The sequence below is a fragment of the Aeromonas veronii genome (assembly GCA_041319085.1).
GTDB classification, from domain to species: domain Bacteria; phylum Pseudomonadota; class Gammaproteobacteria; order Enterobacterales; family Aeromonadaceae; genus Aeromonas; species Aeromonas veronii_F.
Genome location: CP101033.1, coordinates 1,292,872 through 1,305,333, shown reverse-complemented (window position 1 = coordinate 1,305,333; position 12,462 = coordinate 1,292,872). Strand labels below are relative to the sequence as shown.

The 12,462-nt window shown below is 60.9% G+C and carries 12 protein-coding genes; 5 read left to right on the top strand and 7 right to left on the bottom strand.

Annotated features, from left to right (window positions below):
* Positions 1-17: 17 nt before the first annotated feature.
* Both tesB and NMD14_06400 read right to left on the bottom strand, forming a co-directional pair.
* A complete protein-coding gene (gene tesB, locus NMD14_06405; protein XEI34035.1) occupies positions 18-884 on the bottom strand; it encodes an acyl-CoA thioesterase II in 867 nt (288 codons plus the stop codon).
* Between the two features lie 69 nt (positions 885-953).
* The gene (locus NMD14_06400; protein XEI34034.1) at positions 954-2,120 is read right to left on the bottom strand and encodes a transposase; all 1,167 of its coding nucleotides are present in this window, start codon (positions 2,118-2,120) and stop codon (positions 954-956) included.
* 57 nt (positions 2,121-2,177) lie between these two features.
* On the opposite strand from NMD14_06400, the gene tnpA reads away from it, so the two are divergent.
* Positions 2,178-2,603 carry an IS200/IS605 family transposase gene (gene tnpA, locus NMD14_06395; GenBank protein ID XEI34033.1) on the top strand — a complete coding sequence of 142 codons (426 nt, stop codon included), beginning with the start codon at positions 2,178-2,180 and terminating at the stop codon, positions 2,601-2,603.
* A 256-nt stretch (positions 2,604-2,859) separates the two neighbouring features.
* Here the strand turns inward: tnpA and rluB are convergent, their stop codons facing one another.
* The 5 genes from rluB to NMD14_06370 all read right to left on the bottom strand — a co-directional run bounded on the left by rluB (position 2,860) and on the right by NMD14_06370 (position 7,165).
* Entirely contained in the window at positions 2,860-3,783 is a 924-nt protein-coding gene (rluB, locus tag NMD14_06390; protein XEI34032.1) for a 23S rRNA pseudouridine(2605) synthase RluB, read from the bottom strand.
* 134 nt (positions 3,784-3,917) lie between these two features.
* On the bottom strand, positions 3,918-4,490 hold the full coding sequence (gene scpB / locus NMD14_06385; GenBank protein XEI34031.1) for an SMC-Scp complex subunit ScpB: 573 nt from the start codon (positions 4,488-4,490) through the stop codon (positions 3,918-3,920).
* A gap of 86 nt (positions 4,491-4,576) precedes the next feature.
* Positions 4,577-5,443, bottom strand: coding sequence for a segregation/condensation protein A (locus NMD14_06380; protein XEI34030.1), 867 nt, complete (start codon positions 5,441-5,443; stop codon positions 4,577-4,579).
* The gene (locus tag NMD14_06375; GenBank protein XEI34029.1) at positions 5,436-6,056 is read right to left on the bottom strand and encodes an L-threonylcarbamoyladenylate synthase; all 621 of its coding nucleotides are present in this window, start codon (positions 6,054-6,056) and stop codon (positions 5,436-5,438) included. The genes NMD14_06380 and NMD14_06375 overlap by 8 nt, the downstream gene beginning before the upstream one ends.
* 227 nt (positions 6,057-6,283) lie before the next feature.
* The gene (locus NMD14_06370; protein XEI34028.1) at positions 6,284-7,165 is read right to left on the bottom strand and encodes a PHP domain-containing protein; all 882 of its coding nucleotides are present in this window, start codon (positions 7,163-7,165) and stop codon (positions 6,284-6,286) included.
* A gap of 458 nt (positions 7,166-7,623) precedes the next feature.
* Between NMD14_06370 and NMD14_06365 the strand changes: the two genes are divergently transcribed.
* From NMD14_06365 to trpCF, 4 genes are read left to right on the top strand one after another with little or no spacing between them, the layout of a single operon-like run.
* Positions 7,624-9,276, top strand: a complete 1,653-nt coding sequence (locus tag NMD14_06365; GenBank protein XEI34027.1) for an anthranilate synthase component 1 — start codon at positions 7,624-7,626, stop codon at positions 9,274-9,276.
* Positions 9,273-9,890 (top strand): aminodeoxychorismate/anthranilate synthase component II, encoded by a 618-nt coding sequence (locus tag NMD14_06360; protein XEI34026.1) that lies wholly within the window; start codon positions 9,273-9,275, stop codon positions 9,888-9,890. Before NMD14_06365 ends, NMD14_06360 begins: the two co-directional genes overlap by 4 nt.
* A gap of 10 nt (positions 9,891-9,900) precedes the next feature.
* Positions 9,901-10,929 carry an anthranilate phosphoribosyltransferase gene (gene trpD, locus NMD14_06355; GenBank protein ID XEI34025.1) on the top strand — a complete coding sequence of 343 codons (1,029 nt, stop codon included), beginning with the start codon at positions 9,901-9,903 and terminating at the stop codon, positions 10,927-10,929.
* A complete protein-coding gene (trpCF, locus tag NMD14_06350; protein XEI34024.1) occupies positions 10,929-12,461 on the top strand; it encodes a bifunctional indole-3-glycerol-phosphate synthase TrpC/phosphoribosylanthranilate isomerase TrpF in 1,533 nt (510 codons plus the stop codon). The genes trpD and trpCF overlap by 1 nt, the downstream gene beginning before the upstream one ends.
* The last annotated feature ends 1 nt before the right edge of the window (position 12,462 follow it).

The window sequence follows — 12,462 nt, the reverse complement described above, 5'->3', positions numbered from 1 at the left end:
TGACTCCGCTGCGCAACTTAACTGCCGCGACGGCGGATCACCCCTTCTTGCATGGTGCTCGCCACCAGCATGCCATCACGGGTAAAGAATTGGCCGCGCACCAGACCGCGACCGCCGCTGGCGCTCGGGCTGTCTACCACGTAAAGCAGCCAGTCGTCGAAGCGGAAATCCCGGTGGAACCACATGGAGTGATCGATGGTGGCCACCTGCATATCCGGCTCCCAATACGACACCCCGTGCGGCTGCAACGAGGTGAGCAGGAAGTTGAAGTCGGAGGCGTAGGCCAGCAGGTATTTGTGGATCCGTAGATCGTCCGGCATCTGGCCATTGGCCTTGAACCAGACGTGACGCACCGGATCCTGCACCGTCGGCCGAATAGGATCGACCAGGGTCACCGGGCGCATCTCGATGGGCTGCTCGCAGAGGATCTTGTCGCGCAGGGAGGCCGGGATCAGGTTCTCGTAGGGGCGCACCAGCTCCAGCTCGCTCTTGAGCGCTTCCGGCGCCGTGATGCCGGTGGGCATCTGCGCCTGATGCTCGAAGCCATCGGTCGGCACCTGAAACGAGGCGTTGAGATAGAAGATGGGCTTGCCGCCCTGGATCGCCTTGACCCGGCGGGTGGAGACGGTCTGGCCGTCGCGGATATTCTCCACGTCATAGACGATAGGACGGGTCACATCCCCCGGACGTAGGAAGTAGGAGTGAAAACTGTGAACCTGACGGCCGGTCTCAACCGTCTGCTTGGCGGCTGACAAGGCCTGCCCCATTACCTGTCCGCCAAACACGGCCCGCAGACCGAGATCCTGGCTCTGGCCCCGAAACAGGCCCTCCTCTATTTTTTCCAGCGCCAGCAACGCCAGCAGCTCATCAAGTACCTTGCTCATCGTTCACTCCTCTATCAGAGCCGCACAGGGTGACTGCACCCCGCCTCAAGCGGCGAGGCTTCCCACTTCTTAGGCCGCTACCGTCAGATTGACGGATTTACGCTGGCCTCCATGGGCAGAAACGGCGAGCCCCGCCGCTTTTAATTCCAATATTCCTTGCTGTCGAATGTTTATGGCCGCGTTGATGTCGCGGTCATGCTCTGCCCCACACGCTGGACATACCCACTGTCGCTGGTGAAGTGGCATATCCGGCATCTTGTGGCCGCACTCACTACATGGTTTAGAGCTGGCAAACCACTGATCGAGTTTGATTAGGTGGCGGCCCGCCGCTTGGGCTTTGTACTCCAGCCTCATGATAAAACCATGCCAGCCAGCATCGCCAATGGCGCGGGCCAGCTTGTGGTTTTTCATCATATTGGTTGTTTTAAGCGTCTCCACGATGATCGCTTGGTTATCGTCAACTATCGTGCGAGAGAGTTTGTGCTGAAAATCAGCGCGAGCATTGGCTACCCGCTCGTGCAGGGCGGCCAGCTGTAATTTGGCCTTACTACGATTGGCACTGCCTTTTTTCTTGCGAGACAGTGCTTTTTGCTTTCGCCGCAGATTGCGACTGGCGTTGATAAGATGACGCGGGTTGGCCATCTTTTTGCCACTCGACGCAATGAGGTAGTGGGACAGCCCCATATCATAGCCTGTCACCTCTGTGATGAGGGAGGGCTTGGCGGGAGCCTCACGGCCATCATCGCAAAGGATGGAGGCATAGTATTTCCCTGTCGGGCCACGGCTGACCGTGATGCTGGAGACCACGCCGATAATATCTCGGTGAATGACAGCTCGGATGGGCGTCATCTTCGGTAACAGGATGGCATCGGTCAGCACTTTGCCATTGGGGTGGTAGCTCGATTGCCTGCCTCGCTTGCTCTTGAAGGTGGGCATCCTGGCCTTGAGCTTGGGGTTGAAAAAATTGGCGAATGCCTTATCCAGGTTGATCACCGCCTGCTGTAAGGCTTGTGAATCGTACTCTTTCAGCCAGCTGTATTTGCGCGATTTTTTTGCCACAGCGAGCAGGGGTTTCAAGTCGCGTTTGGGTTTCAGTGAAACCCCGTGGCGCTGGAACATGTGCCGCTGAATATGAAGGGCTTTGTTGTACGCGAACCGCACCGCGCCGAACTGGGCATTGAGGAATGCCGCTTGTTCGCCGGTGGGGTAAATGCGTACTTTCGTGGCTCTTTTCACATTGGGCGCTCTGATATAAAGTAAGCTCACAATAAGGCTTTGTTTGGGGTATTTCAAGTGAGTGTACACAATGAATCTTTTGAGGGGTATTTACGCCGCCGCCATTCCGTCAGCAAGCTAGTTGTGCATTTAATCTTCACCACGAAGTACCGCCGCAAACTGCTTGATGGCACCATGATCGAGCAGATGCGCAGCGCATTTTTATCCGCAGCAGAGAAGCTGGAGATCGATGTTTTGGAGATGGATGGCGAAGCTGATCACGTTCACCTTCTGGTTGCCTATCCGCCAAAGCTGGCAATAAGCGTACTGGTCAACAATTTGAAGTCGATCAGCAGTCGCCACGTTCGCATCTTGAATACACACCTGCAAAAGCAGAGTAATAGCGGGGTGCTGTGGTCACGCTCTTATTTTGCTTGTAGTGCTGGCGGGGCCACTATCGAAACACTCAAGGCGTATGTAGCCTCGCAGAACTCGCCAGATTAGCTCCCCTTATATCCCCGCTCGATTGGGCGAGGGTTTACGGGGCGTCTGCTAACAAGCTCACCGGAGCAGAGCAACCACAGCGGCGAGTCTGCGGGCAAGCAGCCGACGGAAATGCCACTCAACGTCTTGCCAGTCTCCCCTTTTTCAAGCGATGAAGATCATTTGATACAAAAAAAGCCCGCACCATCTGGTGCGGGCCTTTCTATTGGCCGACTGCGCGCTCTTTGACAGCACGCAGTTCGCAACGCATTGTCACTTACTTGCTGCCGGTACCTGAGTTGCGGGTAGAGGCTTGCGGCTTGCGACGGGCGGTGGTGGCGCGAGCGCGCGGCTCTTTGCCCTGCATCTCTTTGTGACGCTGCACGGCGCGACGGATCTGGGCGGCCTGCTTGTGACGGCTGGTTTTGCCATCCTGCTGCAGATCGACCTTGGATTCGGTCTCCGGCGGCAGGTTGACCAGACCGCGCAGGTAGTTCACTTCCGGCAGTTTCAGCTCTTGCCAGCCGCCGCGCGGGATACCGCGGTCCAGCTTGACGTCGCCGTAGCGGATCCGCATCAGGCGGCTCACCTGCACTTCCTGGGATTCCCACAGGCGGCGCACTTCACGGTTGCGACCTTCGGTCAGGGTGACGTTGAACCACTGGTTCAGACCCTCACCGCCAGCCGGTTTGATCTTGTTGAACTTGGCGGTGCCATCTTCCAGCTGCACGCCCTTGCGCAGACGCTGCAGCATGGCTTCGGTGATCTCGCCAAAGACACGTACCGCGTATTCCCGCTCCACTTCGTGGCTCGGGTGCATCAGACGGTTGGCCAGTTCACCGTCGGTGGTGAACAGCAACAGACCGGAGGTGTTGACGTCGAGGCGGCCGACCGCAATCCAGCGGGCACCTTCCATCTTGGGCAGACGATCAAACACGGTGGGACGTCCTTCCGGATCGTGACGGGTACACATCTCCCCTTCCGGCTTATGGTAAGCCAGTACGCGGCAGATCACTTCCTCTGCCCCGCGGGTCTTGACCTGGTGACCATCCACCCGGATCACGGCGTTCACTTCGACGCGATCCCCCAGTGTGGCGACCTTGCCATCCACACTGACCCGACCTGCGGTGATCAGGGCCTCCATCTCACGACGGGAGCCGTGACCCGCGCGGGCCAACACTTTTTGCAGTTTTTCACTCATCGGGGTTACCTGATTGTTGATCGCTGCCCACTCGTCAGAGGGGCAACGGGGTTAACTGTAACAAACGCCGGTTGAAGCGCTCGCCACAGTTGAAAAATGTATATCTCGGTGAAATCGGCACGCTTGGGCGCCATTCACCGGGCATCGCTCTCCCCGTCCACCGCCGAGGGCAACAGGGGTTGCAGCTCAGGATCCAGCTCGGGGAGCTGCTCCAGACTCTGCAGATTAAAGTAATCCAGAAACTCTCTGGTGGTGGCGAGCAGCTCGGGGCGACCGGCCACCTCTTTGTGGCCAATGCTGCGCACCCAGCCACGCTCTTTCAGGGTATTCACTATCTGGCTCGACACCGCCACCCCGCGGATCGCTTCGATCTCGGCCCGGGTGATGGGTTGGCGATAGGCGATCAACGTCAGCGTCTCCATCACGGCGCGCGAATAGCGCGGCGCCCGCTCGCTCCAGAGCCTTGAAAGCTCTTCGGCATACTCCTGACGCGCCTGAAAGCGCCAGCCGGAGGCGACCTCTTTGAGCTCGACCCCTCGCGAGTTGTAATCTTGCCTGATCTCGGCCAACAGCAGCTGAACATAGCGACTGGTCACCGGATAATCGGCCAGCACGCTGCTTTTCAGCTCACTGACATTGAGCGGACGACCGGCCACGAACAACGCAGCTTCGATCAGGGTCTTGAGTCGTTCAGTGGGCAGCGCCACGGTTGCCCTCCTCGCTCTGCTCGGCCAATGCGAAATGCACTGTGACCCAAGGGTTCTGGCTGCAACGCAACAGACGGGATGCACGCTCAATGGGTCTGTTCACGTTTCTCATTCTCTTCTGCAGCCAATGCGAAATGGATTGGACCCAAGGGTTCTGCCTGCAAGATCCAGATCAGTTGCTCCTTGCACAGCTCCAGCAGGGCCAGAAACGTCACCAGTACTCCCATGCGCCCCTCTTCGGCGCGCAGCACCTGCTCAAGGCGCAGGGTCTGCCCCAGCGTGAGCATGGCGAGGATCTCCGCCATGCGCACCCGGGTCGGGATCTGTTCGCGGCGGATCTGGTGATGTTCGAAATGAGTCGCGCGTTTTACCACACTTTGCATGTAAAGGGCGAGCTCAACCAGCGAAACATCGGGCGCCAGTGGCTTGAGGGCGCCAAAATCGGGGGGCAGGGCGGTGGCGATATAAATCTCCCGCTCCACTCGTGGCAAGGCATTGAGGCGCTCGCCCCCCACCTTGAACCGCTCGTACTCCTGCAAGCGACGAATAAGCGTCACCCGCGGGTCTTCCCCCTCCTCTTCATCCTCCAGCTCCGGCGCCTTGGGCAGCAGCAGGCGGGATTTGATCTCGGCCAGCCAGGCCGCCATCAGCAGATACTCCGCCGCCAGCTCAAGGTTGAGCCCCTGCATCAGCTCCACGTACTCCATGTACTGGGCGGTGATCTGCAGGATCGGCAGGTTGAGGATATCGAGCTGCTGGCGCCGGATGAGGTAGAGCAGCAGATCCAGCGGTCCCTCGAAGGTATCGAGGAACACCTCCAGCGCATCGGGCGGGATGAACAAGTCCTGGGGCAGCTCGTGATAGGGCTGCCCCAGGACTTTCGCGATGGGTAGCGTGGAGCCAGCACCCGTCTCGACGGAAGGGACTGTCACCGGTTCAGCGACATCACTCAAACGGAGTCGGATCCCCGGCACCGCGACGACGCAATACCGGCTCGTCGTCAGAGAAATCGACCACAGTGGTGGGCTGCTCGCCCAGATAACCGCCGTTGACCACCAGATCGATCTGTTTGCCCAGCTTGTCGAAGATCTCTTCCGGGTCAAACTCGGCCATCTCGGAGTCCGGCAGGATCAATGTGGTGGAGAGCAGCGGCTCACCGAGGGCTTCCAAGAGCGCCTGGGCGATCTTGTTGTCCGGGATACGGATGCCGATGGTCTTCTTCTTCTCGTTCATCAGGCGGCGCGGCACCTCTTTGGTCGCCTTGAAGATGAAGGTGTAGGCACCCGGGGTGTTGTTCTTGATCAGGCGAAATGCGCTGTTGTCGACCTTGGCGTAAGTAGCGATCTCGGAGAGATCGCGGCACACCAGGGTGAAGTCGTGGTTGGCATCGAGGCGACGAATGCGGCAGATGCGCTCCAGCGCCCCTTTGTCACCCATCTGGCAACCCAGCGCATAACCGGAGTCGGTTGGATAGACGATCACGCCGCCGTTCTGGATGATCTGTACCGCCTGACCGATCAGACGGGCCTGGGGGTTTTCCGGATGTACGTAAAAATGCTGACTCATAGCTTGTTCTCGCAATGGGGGCAGCAAACCCTGCCCGCTCGTATGGTCACGGGTCAAAAACCCATGACACTACCTTAACCTGTTTGTGGCCGCTTCGCTGGTGCCATTAGCGGCTCGCCAGCAGCTCTGCATGTTGCTCGGTGGTGAGCCCAAAGTGACCGGGATAGGCCAGCCACACGATGGCCATCCCCTCTTGCCCGGTTTGCACCCTGATTTCGCTGACGCCGTTAGCGACTCGCCAGCAGCTCTGCATGTTGCTCGGTGGTGAGCCCAAAGTGACCGGGGTAGGCCAGCCAGACCGGCATGCCCTCTTTTGGCAACCAGAGGTGGCGGCCCAGCTCGGTCCAGTTGGAGGGGAAGTGAAAATCCGATCCCACCGAGATATAGAGGTCGTGCTCCTTGGCCCACTGACCCAGATTGGCCCGCTCCTGCGGGCTCTGCTGGGGCAATGACACCTCCATGGCATCGCCACCGGCCGCCTTGAAGGCCACCAGCAGCCGCTTGATCCACTTGGCGGTGAGATCGTAACGGCTGGGGTGGGCCAGCACCGCCAGCCCGCCAGCGGCGTGAATGGCAGTGATTGCTTCGCTCATCTCGGGCCACTCGGCCGGGGCATAGCCTTTATTGCCACGGCTCAGGTACTTCTTGAATACCTTCTGCATGTTGTCGGCCACCCCGCGCGCCACCAGCACCCGGGCAAAGTGGGCGCGGGTCACAGCGGCGTCACCGGCGAGCTGTTTGGCCTCTTCATAGGTGCCGGGAATGAGGCACTTCTCCAGACGACGCCCGATTTCCAGCGCACGCGCCTCACGGCGAGCCAGCTGACCGGCCAGAAAGTCGGTCAGCTGCGGATTTTTTTCATCCACCCCCAGCGCCACGATATGAATTTCGTGATGCTCCCAGCCGGTGGAGATCTCGACCCCGCTCACCAGTCGCAGCGGCAGTTGCTCGGCCTCGATGGTGCAGCGCACCTCATCAAGCGCGGCTTGGGTATCGTGGTCAGTAACCGCTAACACTTCGACCCCTTTTTCGGCGGCGCGGCGCACCAGGTCGGCGGGGCTCAGCACTCCGTCTGAGGCCGTGGTATGGCAGTGAAGATCGAATCTCATCAGGTTATTCCGCTCTCGTGGTCAGGTCACTGTTCGTCGCAGCGCAGTGAAAGAAGGCTAAAAGCGACTTGACTTGGCCGCGGCTTTATCGTTTTCTGTAGGCAATTCATTGCAAACCTCTTTTTACAGGACTTTATCATGCAAACGACGTCCATCCTGACCATCTGGTGGTGGCACACTCCCTGACATGCGGGCGTGTGGTCGTTGCTGTACCTGTAATCTGACAGCGAATTAAGAACCCAAAGAGAAAGCCCGCTCACCCCAGCGGGCTTTTTTATTATCCGGCAAATGAACCTGTGATGAAACCGAGAATTCAAACAAGCGCAATGACCTGGCGATGGCGACCCTGATGAAATCGCCCAAACCAACCTAATTTCCATGGCATTTTTCAAGGCTTTCTTTAAAGGGATTAGACGCATGAACATCGGTAAACCGCATCACACGCAAGGGAACGCATTATGACAGCCACACATCGCCTTCCTCTGGGTGAATTCGATACCCTCAAACTCAACGCCCCCTATGTGGCCGATCCGCTGGCGCTCTACAGCGAGCTCTGCCAGGGTCGCCCCAACAACCTGCTGCTGGAATCGGTCGAAATCGACTCCAAAGCGGGCAAACAGAGCCTGCTGCTGGTCGATGCCTGCCTGCGCATCGAGTGCCGCGGCCGCACCGTGCGGGTGCGCAGCCTCAACGACAACGGCGCCCAGTTGCAATGCCTGCTGACCGAGCGCCTGCCTGCCGTGGTGGCCCGCTCATTGGTAGATGGCGAGCTGCAGCTCGACTTTCCAGCCTCCGATCGGGAGCTGGACGAAGATTCCCGCCTCAAGGGGAGCAGCGTGCTGGACGTGCTACGCACCCTGCAACGGGAGCTCGATTGCCAGCTCGGCCCTCTTGACGCTAGCGCGAACAGCGAAGCTCTCTTTATGGCGGGCAGCTTCGCCTATGACTTGATCGCCTCCTTCGAGGATCTGCCCGAGGTGCCGGAAGGGAGCAACCACTGCCCCGACTACTGCTTCTATGTGGCCGAGACCCTGATCACCATCGATCACATCGCGCGATCTACTGCGCTGCTCGCCTGCATCTTTGGCGGAGACAGCGACGAGAGCCGGGTGGAAGACAGATACCACCGCCTGAGCGAGCGCCTCGTCCAGTTCAAGCTCGCCTGCCAGCAGGCCCCCGCGCAGGCCCCGGCCACCCCGCCCCTGACCGGCGGCATGAGCGTGGACAAGAGCGACAAGCAGTTCTGCGCCGAGGTAGAGAAGCTCAAGGGCTTTATCCGCCGTGGCGACATCTTCCAGGTGGTGCCGTCCCGCTGCTTCTCCCTGCCCTGCCCAAACCCCTTGGCCGCCTATCGCCGCCTCAAGCAGACCAACCCCAGCCCCTACATGTTCTACGTGCAGGATGAGGGCTTCACCCTGTTTGGCGCCTCCCCCGAGAGCGCAGTGAAATTCTGCGCCGCCAGCCGCGACGTGGAGATGTACCCCATCGCCGGCACCCGCCGCCGCGGCTTCAACCCCGATGGCAGCATCAACCGGGATCTCGATGGCCGCATCGAGCTCGAATTGCGTCAGGATGAGAAAGAGGTGGCCGAACACCTGATGCTGGTGGATCTGGGCCGCAACGACATCGCCCGCATCTCGGAGCCCGGCACCCGCTACGTCAAGGAGCTGCTGAAAGTGGATCGCTACAGCCACGTGATGCACCTGGTATCCAAGGTGGTCGGCACCTTGCGCTCCGACCTTGACGCCCTGCACGCCTATCAGGCCTGCATGAACATGGGCACCCTCACCGGCGCGCCGAAGATCCGCGCCAGCGAGCTCATTCGCATGGTGGAAGGCAAACGCCGTGGCAGCTACGGCGGCGCCGTCGGCTACATCAACGGCGCTGGCGAGATGGATACCTGCATCGTCATCCGCTCCGCCTTTGTGAAAGATGGCGTGGCCCACGTACAGGCCGGTGCCGGGGTGGTCTATGACTCCAAGCCGCAAGCCGAAGCGGACGAGACCCGCGCCAAGGCGGCGGCCGTGCTGGCCGCCATTGCAGCCAGCCATGGCACCTCTCTGCAAGCCCTGAGCGCCCAGCAGGAGCAACATAAGGACGTGAGCCTATGAGTACCGGATCAACAGCCACTAATATCTTCCTGCTCGATAACTTCGACTCTTTCACTTACAACCTGGTAGATCAGTTCCGCTCCCTCGGTTATCCGGTGCGGATCTACCGCAACAGCCTGCCGGCCAGCCGCATCATGAGCGAGATCGCCGCCTGCGAAGGGGACGCCGTGCTGGTGCTCTCGCCGGGCCCGGGCGCCCCCCACGAAGCGGGTTGCCTGATTGATCTGATCAAACTGGCCCGTGGTCAGGTGCCCATCCTCGGTATCTGCCTCGGTCATCAGGCCCTGTGCGAAGCCTACGGCGGCACCGTTGGCGCGGCAGGTGAAATCGTCCACGGCAAGCGTTCGCTGATTGAGCACAACGGCCACGGCGCCTTCGCCGGTCTGCCGAGCCCGCTGCCGGTGGCACGCTACCACTCGCTAGTCGCCACCTATGTACCGGAAGAGCTGACGGTGATTGCCCACTATCAGGGCATGCCCATGGCCATCGAGCAGCAGGATGAGCGGGTGCTGGGCTTCCAGTTCCACCCGGAATCCATCATGACCTCGGAAGGGGCCCGTCTGCTGACCCAGGCGCTCGCCCACATCACCCGTCCAGTTAGCAGTGTGCGGTAAGGAGACCAACATGCATCATCATCTCAACACCCTCTATCAGGGTCAGTCTCTGAGCCGTGAAAGTACCCGCGACGCCTTCGGCCAGGTAGTACGTGGCGAAGTGGACCCCATAGTGCTGGCAAGCCTGCTCACCGCCCTCAAGATCAAGGGGGAGACGCCGGAGGAGATCGCCGGCGCCGCCGAGGCCCTCTTGGCAGAAGCGCGCGACTTCCCGCGTCCGGACTATGCCTTCTGCGACATCGTCGGCACCGGTGGCGATGGCCTCAACACCATCAACGTCTCCACCACTTCGGCGCTGGTCGCCGCCGCCTGCGGCCTGAAAGTGGCCAAGCACGGCAACCGCTCGGTCTCGAGCAAGTCTGGTTCGAGCGATCTGCTCGACAAAATGGGCATCAAGCTCGACATGAGCCCGGCGCAGGCGCGCCGCTGCCTGGATGAGCTCGGCATCTGCTTCCTGTTCGCCCCCCAGTATCACGCCGGGGTGCGCCACGCCATGCCGGTACGTCAGGCCCTCAAGACCCGCACCCTGTTCAACGTGCTGGGGCCGCTTATCAACCCCGCTCGCCCCACCTATCAGCTGATGGGGGTCTATGCCCCCGAGCTGGTGCGCCCCATCGCCGAAACCCTGCTGGCTCTGGGACTGAAAACCGGTATGGTGGTGCACGGCGCCGGGCTGGATGAAATTGCCATTCACGGCCCGACCCAGGTGGCCCAGATCCGTGACGGCGAAATCCGCGAGTTTCTGCTCACCCCGGCTGACTTTGGCCTGGAGACCTATCCGGTCAGCGCCATTCAGGGTGGCGAGCCCGAAGAGAACCGCGCCATCACCGCCGCCATTCTGGAGGGGCGTGGCACTCCGGCTCACAACGCCGCCATCGCCGCCAATGTGGCGCCGCTGCTGCTGATGGCGGGCAAGGCGACCGATCTCAAGAGCGCGGCGGCCGAGGTGCTGGCGGTGCTGGCGAGCGGCAAGGCAGCGGATCTGGCCGCTCAGCTGGCTACTTTGAGCCATCAGGATGCGGGCCATCAGGAGGCATGATGTCAGCCACTATGTCGCACAGCAGTCATTCAGAACGCCCGCAGGGCACTCATGCAGAACTCCCGAGCGGCAGTTCGCAGTTTCGCAAGGATAACGAGATGTCAGACCTTATCGCCCCCCATGCTTTTCTGAACATGGCCTCCATCAGCCAGACCATCCTCGGCAAGATCGTGGCGGCCAAGCAGGAGTGGGTTGCCGCCCGCAAGCTGGCCCAGCCGCTGGAGCGCTTCCAGAGCGCGCTGACCCCAAGCGATCGGGATTTCGTCGGGGCGCTCAAGGCAGGCTCTACCCGCTTTATTCTGGAGTGCAAGAAGGCCTCTCCCTCCAAGGGCTTGATCCGCGATGACTTCAGCCCGGAGGCGATCGCCGATATCTATGGCAAATACGCCACCGCCATCTCGGTGCTGACCGACGAGAAGTTCTTTCAGGGGGATTTTGCCTTTTTGCCACGGGTGCGAGGTCGCGTATCGCAGCCGGTGCTCTGCAAAGATTTCATGATTGACCCCTATCAGGTCTATCTGGCCCGCCACTATCAGGCGGACGCCATCCTGCTGATGCTCTCGGTGCTCACCGACGAGGGCTATCGCGCCCTGTTCGCGGTGGCCAAAGAGCTGGGCCTTGGCGTGCTCACCGAGGTGAGTAACGAGGAGGAGCTGACCCGCGCCATCGCCCTTGGTGCACCGGTCATTGGCATCAACAACCGGGATCTGCGCGACTTGAGCGTCGATCTCGCTCGCACCAAACAGTTGGCTAAAGATATCCCGAGCGATCGGGTGGTGATCAGCGAGTCCGGCATCAACCACCGCGCCCAGGTGGCGGATCTGCGCCACCATGCCAAGGGCTTCTTGGTGGGCTCGTCCCTGATGGCCGAGCCGGATCTGGAGGCGGCAGTGCGCAAGCTGGTACTGGGCCAGAACAAGGTGTGCGGCCTGACCCGCGCCGAGGATGCCGCCGCCGCCCATCAGGCGGGCGCGGTATTTGGCGGTCTTATCTTTGTGGCCAAAAGCCCGCGCTATGTGGACATCCCCGCCGCCCGCGCCGTGATGACTGGCGCGCCGCTCTCTTACGTTGGGGTATTTCGCAATGCCCAGCCCGCCACTATCGCCAAGACGGTGGAGGCGCTGGGGCTCGCCGCGGTGCAGCTGCATGGGGATGAAGATGCCGCCTATATCGAGGAACTGCGTCCGCTGCTGCCCGCTGGCTGCCAGATCTGGAAAGCAATTGGCATCTCTCTTGGCAAGGAAAGCGGCGAGCCGCTGCCCGCCCTCGACTATCCGGCGGATCGCCTGCTGCTCGATACCAAAGTAGGCAGCCAGAGCGGCGGCACCGGTCAGGCGTTCGACTGGGCCCTGCTGGCCACGCTCGACAAGAGCAAACTGATGCTGGCGGGGGGCCTTAACCCCGACAACGCCCTGCAGGCGGCCCAGGTCGGCTGCCTCGGCCTTGATTTCAACTCCGGGGTAGAGAGTGCCCCAGGCCAGAAGGATGCGCACAAGCTGGCGGCCGCGTTTGCCGCCCTGCGCACTCTGTAAC

Excerpts from the sequence above, each read along its gene's own strand:
- tesB (XEI34035.1), bottom strand. The coding sequence starts at position 884 with ATGAGCAAGGTACTTGATGAGCTGCTGGCGTTGCTGGCGCTGGAAAAA.
- rluB (XEI34032.1), bottom strand. The coding sequence starts at position 3,783 with ATGAGTGAAAAACTGCAAAAAGTGTTGGCCCGCGCGGGTCACGGCTCC.
- NMD14_06365 (XEI34027.1), top strand. The coding sequence starts at position 7,624 with ATGACAGCCACACATCGCCTTCCTCTGGGTGAATTCGATACCCTCAAA.
- trpD (XEI34025.1), top strand. The coding sequence starts at position 9,901 with ATGCATCATCATCTCAACACCCTCTATCAGGGTCAGTCTCTGAGCCGT.
- NMD14_06370 (XEI34028.1), bottom strand. The coding sequence starts at position 7,165 with ATGAGATTCGATCTTCACTGCCATACCACGGCCTCAGACGGAGTGCTG.
- NMD14_06375 (XEI34029.1), bottom strand. The coding sequence starts at position 6,056 with ATGAGTCAGCATTTTTACGTACATCCGGAAAACCCCCAGGCCCGTCTG.
- trpCF (XEI34024.1), top strand. The coding sequence starts at position 10,929 with ATGTCAGCCACTATGTCGCACAGCAGTCATTCAGAACGCCCGCAGGGC.
- NMD14_06360 (XEI34026.1), top strand. The coding sequence starts at position 9,273 with ATGAGTACCGGATCAACAGCCACTAATATCTTCCTGCTCGATAACTTC.